Origin of the sequence: Colwellia sp., from assembly GCF_013215345.1 — a bacterium.
Taxonomy (GTDB): Bacteria; Pseudomonadota; Gammaproteobacteria; order Enterobacterales; family Alteromonadaceae; genus Colwellia.
Map to the genome: position 1 here is coordinate 1 of NZ_JABSOV010000074.1, position 20,834 is coordinate 20,834.

15 protein-coding genes and 1 pseudogene are annotated in these 20,834 nt (G+C 39.1%); 13 read left to right on the top strand and 3 right to left on the bottom strand.

All coding sequences use genetic code 11. The annotated features are described in order from the left end of the window. The first annotated feature begins 528 nt into the window (after positions 1-528). From rpsO to HRT50_RS12125, 4 genes are all read left to right on the top strand, one after another. The gene (gene rpsO / locus HRT50_RS12110; RefSeq protein ID WP_291614799.1) at positions 529-798 is read left to right on the top strand and encodes a 30S ribosomal protein S15; all 270 of its coding nucleotides are present in this window, start codon (positions 529-531) and stop codon (positions 796-798) included. A gap of 375 nt (positions 799-1,173) precedes the next feature. Further along, positions 1,174-3,291 carry a polyribonucleotide nucleotidyltransferase gene (gene pnp / locus HRT50_RS12115; RefSeq protein ID WP_291614801.1) on the top strand — a complete coding sequence of 706 codons (2,118 nt, stop codon included), beginning with the start codon at positions 1,174-1,176 and terminating at the stop codon, positions 3,289-3,291. A 132-nt stretch (positions 3,292-3,423) separates the two neighbouring features. Further along, the gene (nlpI, locus tag HRT50_RS12120) at positions 3,424-4,338 is read left to right on the top strand and encodes a lipoprotein NlpI (RefSeq protein ID WP_291614803.1); all 915 of its coding nucleotides are present in this window, start codon (positions 3,424-3,426) and stop codon (positions 4,336-4,338) included. 70 nt (positions 4,339-4,408) lie between these two features. Further along, the gene (locus HRT50_RS12125) at positions 4,409-5,974 is read left to right on the top strand and encodes a hypothetical protein (protein WP_291614805.1); all 1,566 of its coding nucleotides are present in this window, start codon (positions 4,409-4,411) and stop codon (positions 5,972-5,974) included. Between the two features lie 35 nt (positions 5,975-6,009). Here the strand turns inward: HRT50_RS12125 and HRT50_RS12130 are convergent, their stop codons facing one another. Then, positions 6,010-6,372 (bottom strand): hypothetical protein, encoded by a 363-nt coding sequence (locus HRT50_RS12130; protein ID WP_291614807.1) that lies wholly within the window; start codon positions 6,370-6,372, stop codon positions 6,010-6,012. 203 nt (positions 6,373-6,575) lie between these two features. On the opposite strand from HRT50_RS12130, the gene HRT50_RS12135 reads away from it, so the two are divergent. Further along, positions 6,576-8,282, top strand: a complete 1,707-nt coding sequence (locus HRT50_RS12135; RefSeq protein ID WP_291614809.1) for a SufS family cysteine desulfurase — start codon at positions 6,576-6,578, stop codon at positions 8,280-8,282. 57 nt (positions 8,283-8,339) lie between these two features. Here the strand turns inward: HRT50_RS12135 and tcdA are convergent, their stop codons facing one another. Continuing rightward, positions 8,340-9,167 carry a tRNA cyclic N6-threonylcarbamoyladenosine(37) synthase TcdA gene (gene tcdA, locus HRT50_RS12140; protein WP_291614811.1) on the bottom strand — a complete coding sequence of 276 codons (828 nt, stop codon included), beginning with the start codon at positions 9,165-9,167 and terminating at the stop codon, positions 8,340-8,342. A gap of 261 nt (positions 9,168-9,428) precedes the next feature. Then, on the bottom strand, positions 9,429-10,715 hold the full coding sequence (locus HRT50_RS12145) for a citrate synthase (protein WP_291614814.1): 1,287 nt from the start codon (positions 10,713-10,715) through the stop codon (positions 9,429-9,431). Positions 10,716-11,273: 558 nt separating this feature from the next. On the opposite strand from HRT50_RS12145, the gene sdhC reads away from it, so the two are divergent. The 8 genes and pseudogenes from sdhC to HRT50_RS12185 form a co-directional block, all read left to right on the top strand. Beyond that, on the top strand, positions 11,274-11,648 hold the full coding sequence (gene sdhC / locus HRT50_RS12150) for a succinate dehydrogenase, cytochrome b556 subunit (protein ID WP_291614816.1): 375 nt from the start codon (positions 11,274-11,276) through the stop codon (positions 11,646-11,648). Continuing rightward, positions 11,642-11,989: a succinate dehydrogenase, hydrophobic membrane anchor protein gene (gene sdhD, locus HRT50_RS12155; RefSeq protein ID WP_291614818.1), complete on the top strand. Its 348-nt coding sequence runs from the start codon at positions 11,642-11,644 to the stop codon at positions 11,987-11,989. The genes sdhC and sdhD overlap by 7 nt, the downstream gene beginning before the upstream one ends. Then, complete coding sequence (gene sdhA, locus HRT50_RS12160; RefSeq protein ID WP_291614820.1) at positions 11,990-13,759, top strand: succinate dehydrogenase flavoprotein subunit; 1,770 nt, start codon at positions 11,990-11,992, stop codon at positions 13,757-13,759. A gap of 24 nt (positions 13,760-13,783) precedes the next feature. Continuing rightward, positions 13,784-14,491, top strand: coding sequence for a succinate dehydrogenase iron-sulfur subunit (locus tag HRT50_RS12165; RefSeq protein ID WP_291614847.1), 708 nt, complete (start codon positions 13,784-13,786; stop codon positions 14,489-14,491). Between the two features lie 236 nt (positions 14,492-14,727). Next, positions 14,728-17,538, top strand: a complete 2,811-nt coding sequence (locus HRT50_RS12170) for a 2-oxoglutarate dehydrogenase E1 component (RefSeq protein WP_291614849.1) — start codon at positions 14,728-14,730, stop codon at positions 17,536-17,538. 63 nt (positions 17,539-17,601) lie between these two features. Continuing rightward, positions 17,602-19,077 carry a 2-oxoglutarate dehydrogenase complex dihydrolipoyllysine-residue succinyltransferase gene (gene odhB / locus HRT50_RS12175; protein WP_291614851.1) on the top strand — a complete coding sequence of 492 codons (1,476 nt, stop codon included), beginning with the start codon at positions 17,602-17,604 and terminating at the stop codon, positions 19,075-19,077. 219 nt (positions 19,078-19,296) lie between these two features. After that, a complete protein-coding gene (gene sucC, locus HRT50_RS12180; protein WP_291614853.1) occupies positions 19,297-20,463 on the top strand; it encodes an ADP-forming succinate--CoA ligase subunit beta in 1,167 nt (388 codons plus the stop codon). Further along, positions 20,463-20,834 (top strand): annotated as a pseudogene (locus HRT50_RS12185) (succinate--CoA ligase subunit alpha); the annotation flags it as partial. The gene sucC and the pseudogene HRT50_RS12185, both read left to right, overlap by 1 nt.

Sequence of the window (20,834 nt, forward strand, 5' to 3'; positions counted from 1 at the left end):
AAAATCAGTAAAGTTAGCCTGTACAGAGCTCATTTAGTTCAGCTAAAAACCTACCTAATAGCCCAATAATACCAAGTACATTAATTAATTGACCACTTAGCGAGAATTAAAAGGCTTAGAGGCAAGGCATTGATTGAAGAGAATGGTTATTCCCTTCTCGAAATTAATAACGACGGATGTAAGCCTTTTAAACTCGCCCTTTGGGAGTCTATTAGCAAACGAATAACTGCTTAAAATTAAAGAAATATAGAGTAACTATGTTTAAGTAATTTTGTTTGTTCTAAGCTCGCTAATATAACTCTAAGTTGGATAATTTATTAGTGTAATTGATATAAGCTAAATTGCGATAAGAAGCTAAGTGAATTATTAATCTGCTACAACGCACTATTCACTTGCTTTTTGGCTATTGGCTGCTAGAATACGCGCTCTTTCGTCATCAATGCTGAATTAGTGTTTGGCTTGATGCGTATTCCTAACATTCTTAACTCAATAAAATGAGGGCGGGATTTTACACACTAAGGATTAATTATGTCTTTAAATGCTACAGAAAAAGCTGCAATCGTTGCAGAATATGCTCAATCAGAAGGTGATACTGGTTCTCCAGAAGTTCAAGTTGCTTTGTTAACTGCACAAATCAACCACTTACAAGGTCACTTTAAAGCACACATCCATGATCATCATTCACGTCGTGGTTTATTACGCATGGTTGCACAACGTCGTAAATTACTTGATTACCTTAAAGGTAAGAACGTTGAACGTTATACAGCAGCAATTGCTAAATTAGGTCTACGTCGTTAATAGCTATTTGCTAACGAACGTAACTTATTCGATTTAAAAAAGGAGCCTATTGGCTCCTTTTTTGTTTTCTATCGTCGACACTTTTATAAAATGTAATTTTAATGTCAGTTAATCGGTGCTTTACGAGACTAATTACGCTTTGACGCTAGCATTCAGGCGCTTACTTAGTATAATGTCGATGAAAATTTACCTGTGTTGTTCTTTATAGAAATTTAAAACAGCATAGTTATTTTTAGAAACACTAACCAATCCAAACTGTATAATTTTTTGTTCGACTTGGTAGCCATACTTTTGGCATAAAATACCTCGTGAATAAATAATTGTACAGATTGGTAAATATTATTAATAAAGACAAAATTTAAGGAAACTAATTAGATGTTAAATCCAATTACTAAAAAATTCCAATACGGAAAACATACCGTAACACTTGAAACCGGCGCTATTGCTCGTCAAGCTTCTGGTGCTGTAATGGCAAGCATGGATGATACTTGTGTATTAGTGACTGTTGTTGCTAAGAAAGAAGCAAAAGCAGGCCAAGACTTCTTCCCACTAACAATAAACTATCAAGAGCGTGCCTACGCTGCGGGTAAAATCCCAGGTAGTTTCTTCAAACGTGAAGGTCGTCCTTCAGAAGAAGAAACATTGATTGCACGTTTAATTGACCGTCCACTTCGCCCATTATTCCCAGAAGGGTTTATTAACGAAGTTCAAGTTATCATCACTGTTATTTCAGTTAACCCTGAAATTGCCCCTGACATCATTTCATTAATTGGTGCTTCTGCGGCGTTAGCTATCTCAGGTGCACCATTTAATGGTCCTGTTGGCGCAGCACGTGTTGGTTATGTCGATGGTCAATACATACTTAACCCACTGCAAGCTGAATTACCGACAAGTCAATTAGACTTAGTGGTATCTGGTACTGATACCGCAGTATTAATGGTTGAGTCTGAAGCTGATGTCTTATCAGAAGAAGTAATGCTTGGCGCGGTAATGTACGGCCATGAGCAAATGCAAGTAGCTGTTTCAGCAATTAAAGAATTTAAAGCTGAAGTAAACACCCCTGTATGGGAATGGACTGCACCAGTTAAAAATGCTGAGTTATTAGCAAAAATTGCTGAGTTAAGTGAAGCGAAAGTAAACGAAGCTTACCAAATTACTGAAAAAGCTGTTCGTTATGAAAAAATTAAAGAAATTCGTAACTCTGTAGTTGAAACGTTATTAGCACAAGATGCTGATTTAGACGTGCAAGAAACTAAGGATTTATTCCACGACTTAGAAAAAACTGTTGTACGTGGCCGTATCACCGATGGTCACCCGCGTATTGATGGTCGAGATCCTGAGTCAATTCGTGCTCTAGACGTAATGACAGGTGTTTTACCAAGAACTCACGGCTCAGCTGTATTCACTCGTGGTGAAACTCAAGCATTAGTCACAGCTACGCTTGGTACTCAACGTGATGCACAACGTCTTGATACCTTAATGGGTGATAAAACTGACCCATTCATGCTTCATTACAACTTCCCTCCATACTGTGTAGGTGAAACTGGATTTGTAGGCAGCCCTAAGCGTCGTGAAATTGGCCATGGCCGTTTAGCTAAGCGTGGTATGTTAGCGGTAATGCCTTCACTTGAAGAATTCCCGTATGCTGTACGTGTTGTTTCTGAAATCACTGAATCAAATGGTTCATCTTCAATGGCTTCTGTTTGTGGTGCTTCATTAGCATTGATGGATGCTGGTGTGCCAATTAAGGCATCTGTTGCTGGTATTGCCATGGGTCTTGTTAAAGAAGGCGAAAAATTCGTTGTTCTTTCTGACATCTTAGGTGATGAAGATCACTTAGGTGATATGGACTTTAAAGTTGCCGGTACTACTGGTGGTATTACTGCTCTTCAAATGGATATTAAAATTGAAGGCATTACCCAAGAAATCATGCAAATTGCTTTAAACCAAGCAAAAGCTGCCCGTACTCACATCTTATCTGTTATGGATGAAGCTATCGGCGGTCACAGAGATGATATCTCTGAGTTTGCTCCACGCATTCATACTATGAAAGTTAGCCAAGATAAGATTCGTGACATCATTGGTAAAGGTGGCGCAACTATTCGTCAGCTTACTGAAGAAACCGGTACAACGATTGAAATCGAAGATGACGGTACTGTTAAAATTGCGGCAACTTCAAATGAACAAGCACAAGATGCAATTAACCGTATTAAAGCATTAACGGCTGAAATTGAAGTTGGTACACTTTACACCGGTAAAGTTGTACGTATCGTTGATTTCGGTGCCTTTGTTAATGTATTACCAGGTAAAGATGGTTTAGTACACATTTCTCAAATCTCTGAAGAGCGCGTTAATAACGTAAGCGATGTATTAACAGAAGGTCAAGAAGTGAAAGTTAAAGTACTAGAAGTTGATCGCCAAGGTCGTGTACGTTTAAGTATCAAAGAAGCAATCGAAAAGCCAGTTGCAACAGAAACACCTGCTGCTGAGTAATAGTTGCTGATTAACTACTTAGTTAATACAAAAACTTTTACATTTCATTAAGTAAAAAGGAGCCATAAGGCTCCTTTTTTGTTTATAATGAATTAATTCCTATGGTTAGCTATTTATATAAAAGGCATTTTTGTGCATTCACTTCTCAAGATAACTCTTCTCACGTTGTTGTTAACCAGTACACTACTGACGCAAGGTTGTGCCTCAAGGCAATCGCAGGAAGGTAATGCTCCTTTCGCGATAATGAATAATCTAGTGATTGCTGAGCCTTTGGCAATTAACTTTAAAAGTGAAATTGCCATCGCGCGTTTATCCGAAGTGATAAATAGGGCGCAAATATCTAATGAACAAAGAGCACAACTTTTTTATGATCGCGGTGTCTTGTATGACAGTGTTGGTTTACGCTCACTGGCAAGATTCGATTTCTCCCATGCACTGCAATTAAAACCTAACCTCATTGATGCTTATAACTTTTTAGGCATTCATTACACCCAATTACAAGAATTCGCCCAGGCCTATGAAAAATTTGATTCGGCCTTAGAGTTAGCTCCTGAACATGAATATGCCTATTTAAATCGAGGTATAGCGCTTTATTATGGTTCACGACCTGAGCTAGCAAGCCTTGACTTTAAAGCCTTTCATCAACAGCAACAGGATGACCCATACCGTTTATTGTGGTTGTATTTGACCGAATATGAAATTGATCCACTGGCAGCAAAATACTCATTAAAACAGCGAGCAGAACAGGTTGATGATGCTACGTGGGCGAAACAGGTAATTCAGCTTTATCTAGGGGAAATATCGCAAGGGGAGTTCGTTAACGGTTTAACTAAAAATGTTCGCTCGAATAAAGAATTGACCGAGCGGCTATGTGAAGCCTACTTTTATTTAGGTAAATATAACCAAACTTTAGGCTATCGTGGTAGTGCCGCTAACTTTTTTAAGTTGGCATTAAGTACCAATGTTTATGAATTTGTTGAACACAGATACGCTAAGCTTGAATTAGATTTAATGCGCACAACAACGGCCACTAAGACTCAACCCTAATAATACTAACTGCTATTGCCACTCAATGCGTTTTAATAAATTCTGCCTTTTTATATTAATGATGAGCTTGATGATATTTCTATCATCAAGCTCATTTTTTTTACCGGACTACCTAACTAAACAATTGGGTAAAAATAATTACCGCAGTGGCCAACTTACCTACGGATTAAAACATCACCATATTGCCGCGCTAACAATAAAAGAAAAAACAGCTGATTTTAACAGCTTGAATTGGTTAGCACTAAACCAGAAGTTAGGTAAAAGCCAAGCAAGTACAGCATTAAAGCTTGGTCATTGGTATCAGAATAAATCCCAGAAAGAATCAAATACAGCATTGATAAACACTGCTATTATGTGGTTTGAACAAGCTATTCGTTTAGATTCGCAACAAGCCGCTATCGCGCTAGCTCAACTGTACTTTAAACAAGAGAAGCTTTTAAATGCACAAACGGCTTTAAGGCAATTGCCAGCAACGCTTAAAAATAATAACTTAGCTGAAAATCGGCTAGTATTACGCATCAAAATTGCGGTTTCTGAAGGAAATGTGACACTAGTTAAGCAATTATTAACTTCAAATAAATTTAAGCGCTATGGTGATAAAAAAGTACATCGTCTATTAGCGGACTTAAATAAATATTCGGTAATAACAAATACCGAAGTTTTGAAAAGTAATGGTGGCGGTCCAATCAGTGTACCATTTGAAGCATCATTAACTTGTATCACAAGTTTACAACTTTATGCGACTAATTTGGCTCATTTAAAGCACCTTGACCAGCTGATCAAAACCTTTAAAGAGCAGCAAGTACTTGCACCTTTTATATGTTTACCGACGCCACTCTACATTAGCAAGAACCGTATTGATTGTATGGCTCAAGCAGAGCAAGCTATATCATGTGATGAGACACGTTGGCAAAGTGTAGCAAACCAGGTAAGTAGCCGTCACATAGGCTTAATGCTAAAAGAAGGCGGCGCAAACGTACATTTGGGTATTCTATATTTTGATGTCGAGGATAGTGCCGATGTTTTTAGCCATGAATTAAGTCATTTACTCGGCTTTGTTGATGAATACCCATTAAGTAAAGATCATGGCACATGCCAAGGTATTCAACAAAAAGTATTTGCCCATAATATTGCGGTATTAAACAAGTATTATCAAGGTGAGCGAGACCATGTAAGAGCTAGCGTCTTAGCTAGTTTAGCTTGGGCCAGTGAAATAAAAGTGAGTACACCTATTTTACAAGCCGTTGATAACAGCACTAGCAGTAAAAAAATATGGCGTTTAGGTACACCGATAGCTTTTAAAGAGCGAGTAGGTGTCTACCTAGCTGAAAGTTGTCAACTGTCTAGCGTAGTAGCCAATGCAACAGCAAGTCAGCTGTCGCCTAATTATTCAGCATTTAAGCCGTTAAACCGGCGGACTCAACTTAGGTATTTCGCCAATGAGTTTCCTGAAGAATACCTTACTTTATTAAAAGCCAAACCGTCGAACTATTTGATGCCGAGTTTTCATTACAACATCGCCTTTGCTTTATATCAACAAGGTAACAATTCAAGAGCTAGATACTGGCTAAGGCAAGCGGCAGAATGGGAAAGTGAGCCGCTTAGAAAGTTTACTATATTATCTGGGGGCTTTTAATACTATGACTTGCTAGTGTTTAGCTATCTTAAAGCTTAAGGGTGTTTTTTTATTTTTGTCTTAGACAATACTGTCTTAGAAATAACGCTAATGACTTGATCATTACCTCGTATTTCATGTTTGAAAGCTGTCCGTTTACTGCGACTGGTATCTAAATAGATTAAAGAATTATTTTCTATTGATTTTTTCACTTTAGCGATAGGCCAATGGCTAAAACTGCCTAGGTATTGGATCTCCTGTTCAGCTTTTTTACACCTAAGCTTAAGGTTTATCTTTGCATCGACACTCACTTCTCGAGCATATTTAGTTTTTTTTTGTTTAGCTAAAACTGTTCTTTTCAATTGAAAAAAACGATATAAACTTGCTTTAAATTGATATAAGTAGGCTAAAAGACTCATTCCAATACCCTTTAATAGGACACTTTATTAGTTATAGTCTAAATCCCTGATTTTTACCCATTATGCCGTTTTTTTCTCTCTTCATTAGTCTATGAATCAGGTAAGTTTCACTAAGTACTTAAATCGTTGTAGGAAAATAAGTTATAATGCTTCCTTGTTGAACTTGGTTTTTCTATACCGCTATTTTCTCTATCAGAGTATTTATGAAAAAATTTGAGCTTTACCACTTTCGAAAGCAATTTCCATTATTACAAAATACCAGCTCACCTAGGCATGATAAAAATGGCAAACATTCCGCTATAGTGTATTTTGATAATGCCGCGACCACACAAAAACCTCAAAAAGTGATCGACAGTCAGCAAGATTATTATTGCCATTATAATGCCAATGTCCATAGAGCTTCACATCAACTGAGCAGTAAAGCTACTTTTGCTTTTGAAAATTCCCGTACGCTAGTACAAGGATTTATCGGTGCTCACAGCATTAAAGAAATCATTTGGACTAAGGGAGCAACGGAAAGTATTAATATAGTTGTGCAAAGTATGGCTAGAAATACCTTAAGGCCAGGAGATGAAATTGTACTCTGTGCCAGTGAGCATCATGCCAATATTGTCCCTTGGCAAATCGTTGCACAGCAAACAGGCGCGCTGATCAAAATTTTACCTTTAACTAAACAAGGTTATATTGATGTTACTAAGCTAGATAACATCATAACGGATAAAACAAAATTTGTTGCCTGTGCCCATATATCTAATGTATTAGGGCGGATAAACCCTGTTGAGAAAGTTATCGCAAAGGCAAAGTCGGTTGGCGCGATAAGTTTAATTGATGGTGCTCAAGCCGTGGCACATTTAGCTATCGATGTTGAAGCGCTGGACTGTGATTTTTATGTTTTTTCTGCTCACAAAATGTATGGGCCAACAGGTATTGGTGTACTTTATGGTAAAAAAGAGCATTTAGAAGCTATGCCGCCTTATCAGGGGGGAGGGGAAATGATTAAAACAGTGAGTTTTACTCAAGAGACAACCTTTAACTCATTACCTTTTAAGTTTGAAGCAGGTACACCTAATATTGCCGCTGTCATCGCTTTTGGCGAAAGTATTAACTTATTAGCGCCGTATTTAGCTGATATAAACAAAGGCTACCACTTATATGAGCAAGAACTGCTTAACTATTGCTATCAAGCGTTAGCTAAAATAGCACAAGTGAACTTTATTGTTGAAGGAATACCCGATATTGGCGTTATCGCTTTTACCTTAACAGGACATCATAATCACGATGTAGCTACCTCGCTTGATACTTATGGTGTCGCTATTCGCTCTGGTCATCATTGCGCTATGCCTTTAATGGCAAATTTAAACATTGATGGTTGCTTAAGAGTCTCTCTGGCAGCATATAACACCATGGCTGAAATTGATTATTTTATCGATAGTATAAATAAATTCTTGCTTGAGCCATGTTTAGAACAAGAAAACCCCGTTGAAAAAGGGCAGTTAACAAGTACACCGACTAACGATATGGCGGATATACTTACCTTATTTGCTAAAACTAAAGGTTGGGATAGCCGACATAGAGAAATCATGCTGCTAGGTAAAAAATTACCTCGTCTGGAAAAAGCGCAACGTAACGATGAAACTATTATCGCAGGGTGTGAAAGTCTTGCTTGGCTGAGTGTCGAACAGGATAACCAAGGCTTATTTTCTTTTACAGCCGACAGTGACGCCAAGATCATTCGTGGCTTATTAGTGATAGTGTTTGCTGCGTTTAATAATAAAACGGCACAAAAAATACACGATGTTGATATCAATGATTACTTTGCAGAATTAGGTTTAATGCAGCACCTAAGCCCTTCACGGGGTAATGGTGTATTAGCTATTGTTGATAAAATTAAATTGTTGGCGAAACCATAAAGCGCATCAAACCTGCACTTATAGCAGTGTAGACTTGATAGTTTGACGCCATTAATCTTAGTTCGATTGTTTCTTGTGTTTTTTTAACAGCTTATCAATTGCTCTACCGACTGCGAAAAATGCAAATGTTGCCGTAACATGGGTGGTTGCGCCAAAACCAGTATGGCAATCTAAGCGCATGTTGCTCTGTTCGCCTCTAGAAGTATCTGGTTTTGCTAAGCAGACTTCACCTGCGTTATTATCAGCTGGGTAACGTAGTTGCTCTGTTGAATATACTGCATCAATTGAGAACTTTCGTTTTCCTGCTGTTTTTAAGTCTGCACGGGGGAAATTAAATTCACGGCGTAATTGATTTTTGACCTTAGCGAGTAAGGGATCTTGATACGTTTTACTCAAGTCAGTTATTTCAATTTTACTTGGATCAACCTGTCCGCCAGCACCACCAATAGTGATAATCGGCAGTTTACTTCCCCGACAAAAAGCAATGAGGCGGGTTTTGATGTCAACAGAGTCAATTGCATCAATTACATAATCATAATCTCTAGTAATTAAAGTTGATAAATTTTCAACGGTAACGAAGTCTTCAATGATATTAACGTGGCAATCTGGATTGATCTGCTTAATTCGCTCACACATTACATCAACTTTACTTTGGCCAATAGTATCGGTTAACGCATGGATTTGACGGTTTATATTAGTGGTACAAATGTCATCTAAGTCGATTAAAGTGATTTGACCTATGCCATTACGCGCGAGGGCTTCAGCTGCCCAAGAGCCTACACCACCAATGCCAATTACACAGAAATGTGCTTGCTTTAATATGTTTGCGCCATGTTCGCCATATAAACGGCTAATACCACCGAATCGTAAAGAGTAGTCAGACATAAGTAATAAAGGGATCTTATTGTGAGAGTGAGAAATTTGAGAACGATATTATAACGGCTAGCTGCAGGGAGTGGAATGAAATTTAGTTACTTACCTATCAAAAAGTGTCTTTATCTCTAGTATTCACCACTAGAGAGTATTTCTTTTATGAATAGTAAGTATAGACTCAGGTTATGCGCCATTTAAGTTTTTTCCCTAAAAACAGACACAAAAAAGGCAGCGAATGCTGCCCTTTTAACTTAATTATTGTTAATTAAGTCATTATCTTTTGTTTAATGGTACGAATTCACGGTTAATTTCACCAGTGTACTTTTGGCGAGGACGACCGATTTTTTGACCCGGTTGAGATAACATTTCATCCCAGTGAGAAATCCAACCAACTGTTCTAGACATAGCAAAAATCACTGTGAACATGCTGGTAGGAATACCAATTGCTTTAAGAATAATACCTGAGTAGAAATCTACGTTAGGGTATAATTTCTTTTCAATAAAGTACTGGTCTTCAAGTGCTACTTTCTCTAATGCCATAGCAACATCAAGTAGAGGATCGCTAATACCTAATTCTTTCAATACTTCGTGACATGTTTCGCGCATTACCGTTGCACGAGGGTCGAAGTTTTTATAGACACGATGACCAAAGCCCATTAAGCGGAACGGGTCACTTTTATCTTTGGCTTTAGCAACATACTCATCAACTCTGTCTAATGTGCCTATCTCTTCAAGCATAGTTAAACAGGCTTCATTAGCGCCGCCATGTGCTGGTCCCCATAAAGAAGCAACACCCGCAGCAATACAAGCATAAGGGTTAGCACCAGATGAACCGGCTAAACGTACGGTAGACGTTGAAGCATTTTGTTCATGGTCAGCATGTAAAGTAAAGATTCTATCCATAGCATTCGCTATGGTAGGACTTACTATATATTCTTCAGCAGGTACTGAGAACATCATGTGAAGGAAGTTTTCTGCATAAGACAGCTCATTGCGTGGGTAAACAAAAGGTTGCCCAACACTGTATTTATAAGCCATAGCCGCGATAGTTGGCATTTTAGCAATTAATCTATGAGCACTACGTTTACGCTGTGCCGGATCAGTGATATCTAAGTCACTGTGATAGAAAGATGACATAGCGCCAACAACACCACAAACCATCGCCATAGGATGCGCATCAGGTAAGAAGCCTTGGAAGAAGTGAGCTAACTTTTCATGCACCATAGTATGGTTAGTGATGATGTCTTTAAATTCATCATATTGGTCTTGGCTTGGTGAATTACCATTCAATAAGATATAACAAACTTCTAAGTAATCAGCTTTCTTTGCTAAGTCATCAATGGCATAACCACGATGTTGCAATATACCTTTATCACCATCAATGAAGGTAATAGATGATTCACAAGATGCCGTAGCTAAGAAGCCAGGGTCGTAGGTGAAATAGCCATGGCTACCTAGAGTTCTAATATCAATTACGTCGGTACCAGCAGTACCTTTTAAAATTGAAAACTGTCCAATTTCTTTGCCATCAATACTCAGAGTGGCTTTTAATTCAGCCATAATGTTTTTCCCCTATCAATTATAATTTATTTACATTTACTGACATTCGATTAACTTGCTCAATTCACATACTAAGCCTAGTGAATAAATAATCAGTTTTGTGACTTTTCTTGGGTTTTTCAAACTGGCGACATTCTACCTCGAAATCAATTTAAAATGTAAGAGTAATTATACTAAAGTTTAATACAGCGCAAATAATCGTTTAAAAACTAACCCATAGTAAATCTTAGGGTTTGTAAAATTGTAATTCACTGTTATCGATTATATAATCCTTATGTTCTGTAGCTTTTTCTATTCGGTCGTTGATTCATTTTACTTTAAATTTTTTGAGTCATATTACAAAATCTAACTAGAATCGTGTAATGAAGTTGGTTAGAATTGTATACGATCGGTACACTCGTCAAAAATGGGTGTAAAGATACCGTTCACTTTCGGGAATTACTTTTATTTTATTGTTTTACGTTGTAAATTTTGACGTTTTGAAATCAACTAAATAAAGGTAGTTCATGAGTAACAATAATAAAAGTTGAAGGCTTTCGAGCTCTTTAGGCAACAATTGTGAAAAAACAACGTCCTGTAAATCTAGATCTAACTACAATTAAAATGCACCCGGCAGCTAATGCCTCAATACTTCACCGTATTTCTGGTGTAATTATGGTATTTGCTATTGGCATTTTATTGTGGACTCTTTCCATCTCTCTTTCTTCTGCAGAAGGATTTAGTCAAATTCAAGGTTACCTTGATGGCTTTTTCTTTAGCTTCATTATTTTTGGCTGTCTTTCAGCATTGACTTACCATTTATTAGCCGGCATTCGCCACTTATTTATGGATATGGGTCATTTTGAAGAATTAGCTTCAGGTAATGCCACAGCCAAATTAATCATGATTATTTGGTTAGCAGTATCAGCAGTAATAGGAGTTTGGTTATGGTAAACGTCGTCGCATCAGTAGGCCGAAATGGCGTACATGATTTTATCCTTTTAAGAGCGAGTGCCATCATTCTTGCTCTATATACCTTACTGCTTGCCGGTTTTTTTGTGGTAACACCGAGCGTTACCTTTGACCTATGGCAAGGTTTTTTTGCTTGTACCAGCGTTAAAGTGGCAACAGTCTTAGCACTGTTAGCTTTACTTACTCACGCTAAAATTGGCGTATGGCAAGTATTGTCAGATTACGTTAAACCAGCGTTTTATCGTGGTGCTTTGCAATTTGTATTTTCAGTTATCTTATTAGCCTACCTAGTGTTTGGCTTTTTAACCGTGTGGGGTGTATAAGTGAGCGTTCCAATTCGTGAATTTGACGCCATAGTTATTGGCGCAGGCGGCGCAGGTATGCGCGCTGCATTAGCAATTTCTGAATCAGGCAAATCTTGTGCCTTGATTTCTAAAGTATTTCCAACTCGTTCTCATACAGTATCTGCTCAAGGTGGTATTACCGTTGCTTTAGGTAATGCCCATGAAGATCACTGGGAACAACATATGTACGATACCGTTAAAGGCTCTGATTATATCGGTGACCAAGACGCTATTGAATACATGTGCAAAGTAGGTCCTGAATCTGTCATTGAACTAGAGAAAATGGGTTTACCTTTTTCTCGCACCGAAGATGGTAAAATTTACCAACGTCCTTTTGGTGGCCAGTCTAAAAACTTTGGTGGTGAGCAAGCTGCACGTACTGCAGCTGCTGCTGACCGTACCGGCCATGCGCTGCTACATTGTTTGTACCAGCAAAATGTTAAAAACAAAACTAACGTTTACTCTGAATGGTATGCTTTAGATTTAGTTAAAAATAGTGACGGTGCCGTTGTTGGTACTACCGCTATTTGTATCGAAACCGGTGAAATTGTTTACTTTAAAGCCCGTGCTACAGTACTTGCTACTGGCGGTGCTGGTCGTATCTTCGCCTCAACTACTAATGCTCATATCAATACTGGTGATGGTGTTGGTATGTCACTTCGTGCCGGCATTCAAATGCAAGACATGGAAATGTGGCAGTTCCACCCAACCGGTATAGCGGGTGCGGGTGTATTAGTTACTGAAGGTTGTCGTGGTGAAGGTGGTTATCTACTTAACAAAGACGGCGAACGCTTCATGGAGCGTTACGCGCCAAACGCAAAAGATTTAGCGGGTCGTGATGTTGTTGCTCGTTCAATGATGACAGAGATTCGTGAAGGTCGTGGTTGTGACCATCCTCAATACGGTCCCCACATTAAGTTAAAACTTGATCACTTAGGTCGCGAAACCTTATACAAACGTTTACCCGGTGTTTGTGAATTATCCAAGACCTTTGCTCATGTTGATCCAGCAGAAGAGCCAATTCCTGTTATTCCTACCTGTCATTATCAAATGGGTGGTGTACCGACTAACGTTAATGGTCAAGCGCTTAACATTGGCAATGATGGTAAAGAAACTATCGTTGAAGGTTTATTTGCTGTAGGTGAAATTGCCTGTGTATCTGTGCATGGAGCTAACCGCTTAGGTGGTAATTCATTACTTGATTTAGTGGTATTTGGCCGCGCTGCAGGTAACTTCTTAGGTACCTACTTAAATGAAACTCAATCAGGCACTGATGCCTCTGAGTCTGATTTAGAAGCGTCACTTGCTCGTACTAATCGTTGGGAGTCATCTACTAAAGGTGAAGACCCAGTACAAATTCGTAAAGACTTACAACAGTGTATGCAAATGAACTTTGGGGTTTTCCGAGAAGGAGAAGCCATGGCTAAAGGCATGACTGAATTAACTGAAATTCGTGAACGTCTTAAAGTTGCACGTTTAGATGATAAATCTTCTGAATTTAATACTCAACGTATTGAGTGTTTAGAGTTAGATAACTTAATGGAAACGGCATTTTGTTCAGCAAAAGCAGCGAACTTCCGTACGGAATCTCGAGGTGCTCATGCTCGTCAAGATTTCACTGAACGTGATGATGTAAACTGGTTATGTCACTCAGTTTACACGCCTGAAACTGAAGCAATGTCAAAACGTGCTGTTAATATGAAACCTGTTCACCGCGAAGCTTTCCCACCGAAAGCACGTGTTTACTAAGGACTTAATTGTAGGAAATATACGATGAAACAAAATTTTTCGATTTACCGCTACAATCCTGATGTAGACGCTAAGCCATACATGAAAGATTATCAGCTGGAAGTGCCTGAAGGCTCTGACATGATGATTCTTGATGCGCTTATTCTTTTAAAAGAAGAAGACGCAACCTTATCATTCCGTCGTTCATGTCGTGAGGGTGTATGTGGCTCTGACGGTTTAAACATGAATGGTAAAAATGGTTTGGCTTGTATCACGCCATTATCAGAGTTAAAAGCGAAAACTATCGTTTTACGTCCACTACCTGGTTTACCGGTAGTGCGTGACTTGATTATTGATATGACACAATTTTATCAGCAATATGAAAAAATTAAACCATACTTGATCAACGATGCTCAACCCGCTGCGCGTGAAAACATACAATCAATTGAAGAGCGTGAAAAATTAGACGGTCTTTATGAGTGTATTTTATGTGCATGTTGTTCAACTTCATGTCCTTCATTTTGGTGGAACCCTGATAAGTTTATCGGTCCAGCAGGTTTGTTGCATGCTTATCGCTTCTTAATTGATAGTCGTGATACTGCCACAGAAGAGCGTTTAGATGATTTACAAGATGCTTATAGCGTATTCCGTTGTCACGGTATTATGAACTGTGTTGATGTTTGTCCAAAAGGATTAAACCCAACCAAAGCTATTGGTCATATTAAATCAATGTTATTAAACCGCGCGGTTTAATAACATTTAAGCTTAGCTAAAGTTACTTTCACTACTGCTTTAGTCTAAGTTTACTTTATTGATTTATATGCAAGAATAAACAGGGTATTATACTTTTCAGTTAAACTGTCCGTTTAGCTTTTAAATGGAATACCCTGTTAAATTAAATATGTTTTTAGCGTAACCGTTTAGGTTTATTTTGAACTTACAATGGTTATAAATTTTAATTGCTTTACCCCCAGCAAAGGAACAAGGCAATGCCAGAAGGTGTAATGAAGGCTTGGCTAGAGTCTTCCCACTTAAACGGTGGCAACATCGTTTATATCGAAGAATTGTACGAATCATACCTAGATAACTCCGCCTCTGTATCAACAGAATGGCAAGAAATCTTCGGTCAACTCCCTAAAGTCGAAGGCAGTGAGGTGGAATACCGCCACAGTGCTATCCGTGAAGAATTTAAAACCTTAGCAAAACAAACCCAAAAACAAGTTGTTGTTTCCGGTGGCGATGCTAAACAGGTAAAAGTATTACAACTTATTAATGCTTTTAGATTCCGCGGTCATCAAAACGCTAATTTAGATCCTTTGGGTTTATGGCAACGTGATAAAGTTCGTGATTTGCAATTATCGCATCATGACTTATCAGAAAACGACTTTGATAAAGAATTTAATTTAGGCTCATTTGCTGTTGGCAAAGAGACCATGAAGTTAGGTGAGTTATTTAAAACCTTAAAAGCTACCTATTGTGGTTCTATTGGCGCTGAATATATGCATATGACCTCAACTGATGAGAAACGTTGGATACAACAACGTCTTGAATCAGTTCAGTCACAAGCTAATTTGAGCGTTGATGAAAAGACCGAAATCTTTAAAGGTTTGATTGCTGCTGATGGTCTAGAGAAATATCTAGGGGCGAAATTCCCAGGTGCAAAACGCTTTTCATTAGAAGGTGGTGATGCACTCGTTCCCATGCTTAAAGAATTAATCACTCGTGCTGGTACTGCTGGCACTAAAGAAGTGGTTATGGGCATGGCACATCGCGGTCGTTTAAATGTATTGGTTAATGTTATGGGTAAAAATCCATCAAAGTTATTTGATGAGTTTGCCGGTAAACATGATGAAATATCAAGCTCGGGTGATGTGAAATACCATCAAGGTTATTCTTCAGATTTTGTTACTCCTGGCGGTAATGTTCATTTAGCCCTAGCGTTTAACCCTTCGCATCTTGAAATTGTTAATCCTGTTGTTATTGGCTCGGTAAGAGCGAGACAAGATAGACGCGGCGGTGTTGAAGGTGACCAAGGTGATTTAGTATTACCTATTACCATTCATGGTGATTCTGCTATTGCCGGTCAAGGTGTAGTACAAGAAACTTTTAACATGTCGCAAGCGCGTGCATTTAAAGTGGGCGGTACGGTACGCATCGTGGTAAACAACCAAGTTGGCTTTACTACTTCTATAGCGGAAGATACCCGCTCAGGTGAATACTGTACTGAAATTGCTAAAATGGTACAGGCGCCAATTTTACATGTAAATGGTGATGATCCAGAAGCGGTTATTTTAGTAACCCAAATAGCCCTTGATTACCGTAATGAATTTAAACGTGACGTGGTTATCGATTTAGTTTGTTATCGCCGTCATGGACATAATGAAGCTGATGAGCCAAGTGCTACTCAGCCAATGATGTATAAAATCATTAAAAAGCATCCTACACCACGTCAATTATACGCCGAGAAATTGGCCGCAGAAGGCAGCTTGACGCAAGCAAAAGTTGATGAGCTAACTGCTTATTACCGTAAATTGCTTGATGAAGGACAGTGTACTGTAGAGCAATGGCGTCCAATGACAGAACATTCTGTTGACTGGACTCCTTATCTTGGTCATGAGTGGGATGATGATTACGATAAAGCAATAGAGCTTGATAAACTAACAGACTTAGCAATAAAGATTGCCACTATTCCGGAAAGTCACCCTGTACATTCGCGTGTTAAGAAGATCTATGATGATCGCATGAGAATGGCCACAGGTGAAAAACTACTGGATTGGGGCATGGCGGAAAATTTAGCTTATGCAACTATTGTTGATTTAGGGAAACGTGTTCGCCTTACCGGGCAAGACTCAGCTCGTGGCACTTTCTTCCATCGTCACGCGGTTTTACATAATCAAGATGATGGTAGTACTTATACCCCTTTACAAAATATACGTGAAGGTCAAGGTCCTTTTGATGTTCATGATTCAGTATTATCTGAAGTTTCTGTTGTGGCATTTGAATATGGTTACACTACGGCTGAGCCAGCGGGTTTAACTCTGTGGGAAGCACAATTCGGCGATTTTGCTAACTGTGCCCAAGTGGTTTTTGACCAATTTATTAGTTCAGGTGAACAAAAGTGGGGCCGTTTATGTGGCTTAACTATGTTGTTACCACATGGCTATGAAGGTCAAGGCCCAGAGCATTCATCAGCACGTTTAGAACGTTTCTTACAACTGTGTGCTGATCATAATATGCAAGTTTGTGTACCATCAACTCCAGCGCAAGTATTTAATATGTTACGCCGCCAAGTGGTTCGCCCTATGCGTCGTCCATTAGTGGTTATGTCACCTAAGTCATTATTACGTCATCCATTAGCGGTTTCTTCATTAGAAGAAATGGCCACGGGTGTGTTCCATAATGTTATTGGTGAAATAGACGAATTAGATTCAAGTGCAGTTGAGCGTGTAGTGTTCTGTAGCGGTAAAGTATATTACGAGCTATTAGATCAACGCCGTAAAAGTGAACTTAATAATGTTGCCATTGTACGTATTGAGCAACTATACCCATTCCCTGAGCAAGAGCTACAAGCGGTATTGAAACAATACCCACATGTGAAGCAATTTGTTTGGTGTCAGGAAGAGCCGCAAAACCAAGGTGCTTGGTATTGTTCACAGCATCATTTTAGAGCTGCTATCCCTGAAGGTACGTATTTGACTTATGCCGGCCGTAAGGCTTCAGCAGCACCTGCTGTTGGTTATATGTCAGTTCATGTGAAAGAACAGCAAGCGCTTATTACCCAAGCGTTAACATTAGATTAACTCTTTAGTGCGCTCATTTGATTTTAGCAAGTGAGCGCAAAGAAAGTTTGTAAGGATTATAAAATGACAACCGAAATCAAAGTTCCGGTATTACCAGAATCAGTTGCTGATGCAACAGTAGCTACTTGGCATGTACAAGTAGGTGAAAAATTTACTCGTGATCAAGTCTTAGTAGATATTGAAACGGACAAAGTAGTATTGGAAGTTCCAGCTACTTGTGATGGCGTTATGACAGATATTAGCCAAGTGGATGGCGCGACTGTATTAGGCGATCAAGTGATCGGTACTTATTCAGAAGGTTCAGCTGCTGTTGCAGCTCCTGCGGCGGCACCAGTAACATCTGTAGCAGCAACAAGTGCTGTTAAAGTTATTGATATCGTTGTACCTGTTTTACCTGAATCAGTAGCGGATGCTACGGTTGCTTCATGGCATGTTGCCGAAGGTGATACCGTATCAGTTGACCAAAACCTAGTTGATATCGAAACAGATAAAGTAGTACTTGAAGTTGTTGCTCAAGACAATGGCGTAATTGGTAAAATTATCCATGTTGAAGGCGATACTGTTTTAGGCGCACAAAAAATTGGTGAACTTAACGCCGGAGCCACAGCGAATACTACCGCGACTGCGACTGCCGAAGATGCAGTAAGCAGCGATGAAATTGCTAGCCCTTCAGTACGTCGTTTAATGACAGAAAAAGGCTTAACAGCAGCAGATGTTGTTGGTACTGGTAAAGGTGGTCGTATTTCTAAAGAAGACGTTGCTGCAGCAGCCAATAAGCCAGCGGCAGCTCCGGTAGCAAAAGCTTCAGCTCCTGCACCAGCTGTTCAAGATTTAGGTGAGCGTACACAGAAGCGTGTACCTATGACACGTCTACGTAAAACAATCGCGACACGCTTATTAGCAGCTAAAAATGAAACGGCCATGTTAACAACTTTTAACGAAGTTAACATGAAGCCAATTATGGAGCTTCGCAAGCAATATAAAGACTTGTTTGAGAAAACTCATGATACCCGTTTAGGATTTATGTCTTTCTACGTGAAAGCGGTAACGGAAGCGCTTAAACGCTACCCGGCAATCAATGCTTCAATTGACGGTGATGATATTGTTTATCATAATTTCTTCGATATCTCTATTGCAGTTTCTACACCGCGTGGTTTAGTTACACCAGTATTACGCGACACAGATCAATTAAGCATGGCCGGTATTGAAAATGGTATTCGTGCATTAGCGCTTAAAGGTCGTGATGGAAAGCTTTCAATGGCTGAAATGACTGGCGGTAACTTTACTATCACTAACGGTGGTGTTTTTGGTTCATTGCTTTCAACGCCTATCCTCAACTTACCGCAAGCGGCAATCTTAGGTATGCATAAAATCCAAGACCGCCCTATGGCAGTTGATGGAAAAGTTGAAATTCTACCTATGATGTACTTGGCATTATCTTACGATCATCGTTTAGTTGATGGTAAAGAGTCTGTTGGTTTCTTAGTAACAATCAAAGATTTGTTAGAAGACCCTACTCGTCTTCTTTTAGATATATAAGTAGATAGTTAACTTGATAGCTAAGTCGTTTTATTAAGAAAACGAGAGCAAAAAACTTAAGCTATAAAAATTTAGTTCCTCGACTATAGTATTTGCTCTAATGGCTACCGTCATTAGAGCGTTTATACTATAATCGAGATACTTTTCACGGGCAGACTCTCAGTACTTCTTAGAAGTGCAATTGACTGTCATTATTTACAGATAAATGGATAAAACACCATGAATTTGCATGAGTATCAAGCGAAACAATTATTCGCTGAATATGGTTTACCAGTTTCTGAAGGTTTCGCTTGCGATACACCTCAAGAAGCTGCCGAAGCGGCTGACAAAATTGGCGGCGATATGTGGGTTGTTAAAACTCAAGTACACGCAGGCGGACGCGGTAAAGCTGGCGGTGTTAAGCTAGTTAAATCTAAAGAAGAAATCAAAGATTTCGCTCAACACTGGTTAGGTAAGAACTTAGTTACTTATCAAACAGACGCTAATGGTCAGCCAGTAACTAAAATCTTAGTTGAAAGCTGTACTGACATCGCTAACGAGTTATATCTTGGCGCTGTTGTAGATCGTGCTTCACAAAGAGTTGTTTTCATGGCATCTACCGAAGGCGGTGTTGACATTGAGAAGATTGCTGAAGAGACTCCTGAATTAATTCACAAAGCTGAAATTGACCCACTAGTTGGCGCTCAACCTTATCAAGCACGTGAATTAGGTTTTAAACTTGGCTTAAACCCTACGCAAATGAAGCAATTTGTTAAGATCTTTTTAGGTCTTGCAAAAATGTTTGAAGATTGTGATTTCGCACTACTTGAAATTAACCCGTTAGTTATTACTGACGAAGGTAATCTTCACTGTTTAGACGGAAAAATTGGTATTGATGGTAATGCTATCTACCGTCAACCTAAAATGCGTGCTTTCCACGATCCATCTCAAGAAGATGAACGTGAAGCACATGCAGCACAATGGGAGCTTAACTATGTAGCTCTTGATGGTACTGTTGGTTGTATGGTTAACGGTGCAGGCCTAGCAATGGGTACTATGGATATCGTTAACTTACACGGCGGCAAGCCAGCTAACTTCTTGGATGTTGGCGGCGGTGCAAACAAAGAACGTGTTTCTGAAGCATTCAAAATCATTTTATCTGACGAAAACGTTAAAGCTGTTTTAGTTAACATCTTTGGTGGCATCGTTCGTTGTGACATGATTGCTGAAGGTATTATTGGCGCTGTTAAAGAAGTTGGCGTTAAAGTACCAGTAGTTGTACGTTTAGAAGGTACAAATGCTGAATTAGGTCGTGAAGTTCTTAAAAACTCTGGCTTAGATATCATTGCTGCTGAATCATTAACTGACGCTGCAGAAAAAGTTGTAGCCGCTGCGGAGGGCAAATAATGTCTATCTTAATTAACAAAGATACTAAAGTTATCTGTCAAGGTTTCACTGGTGGTCAAGGTACTTTCCATTCTGAGCAAGCGATTGATTACGGTACACAAATGGTTGGTGGCGTAAGCCCAGGTAAAGGCGGTCAAACGCACCTTGGTTTACCAGTATTCAATACAGTGCGTGAAGCAGTAGAAGCAACTGGCGCAACAGCAACAGTTATCTATGTTGCAGCTCCATTCTGTAAAGATGCAATCTTAGAAGCTATCGATGCAGGCATTGAAATTATCATCACTATTACTGAAGGTATTCCAACTTTAGATATGGTTGATGTTAAAGCTAAGCTTAACCAAACTGGCGTTCGCATGATCGGTCCTAACTGT

What these genes read in the sequence shown, in the direction of transcription:
- rpsO (WP_291614799.1), top strand. Translation starts at nt 529, where the DNA reads ATGTCTTTAAATGCTACAGAAAAAGCTGCAATCGTTGCAGAATATGCT.
- pnp (WP_291614801.1), top strand. Translation starts at nt 1,174, where the DNA reads ATGTTAAATCCAATTACTAAAAAATTCCAATACGGAAAACATACCGTA.
- HRT50_RS12125 (WP_291614805.1), top strand. Translation starts at nt 4,409, where the DNA reads ATGATATTTCTATCATCAAGCTCATTTTTTTTACCGGACTACCTAACT.
- HRT50_RS12130 (WP_291614807.1), bottom strand. Translation starts at nt 6,372, where the DNA reads ATGAGTCTTTTAGCCTACTTATATCAATTTAAAGCAAGTTTATATCGT.
- HRT50_RS12135 (WP_291614809.1), top strand. Translation starts at nt 6,576, where the DNA reads ATGAAAAAATTTGAGCTTTACCACTTTCGAAAGCAATTTCCATTATTA.
- tcdA (WP_291614811.1), bottom strand. Translation starts at nt 9,167, where the DNA reads ATGTCTGACTACTCTTTACGATTCGGTGGTATTAGCCGTTTATATGGC.
- HRT50_RS12145 (WP_291614814.1), bottom strand. Translation starts at nt 10,715, where the DNA reads ATGGCTGAATTAAAAGCCACTCTGAGTATTGATGGCAAAGAAATTGGA.
- sdhD (WP_291614818.1), top strand. Translation starts at nt 11,642, where the DNA reads ATGGTAAACGTCGTCGCATCAGTAGGCCGAAATGGCGTACATGATTTT.
- HRT50_RS12165 (WP_291614847.1), top strand. Translation starts at nt 13,784, where the DNA reads ATGAAACAAAATTTTTCGATTTACCGCTACAATCCTGATGTAGACGCT.
- HRT50_RS12170 (WP_291614849.1), top strand. Translation starts at nt 14,728, where the DNA reads ATGCCAGAAGGTGTAATGAAGGCTTGGCTAGAGTCTTCCCACTTAAAC.
- odhB (WP_291614851.1), top strand. Translation starts at nt 17,602, where the DNA reads ATGACAACCGAAATCAAAGTTCCGGTATTACCAGAATCAGTTGCTGAT.
- sucC (WP_291614853.1), top strand. Translation starts at nt 19,297, where the DNA reads ATGAATTTGCATGAGTATCAAGCGAAACAATTATTCGCTGAATATGGT.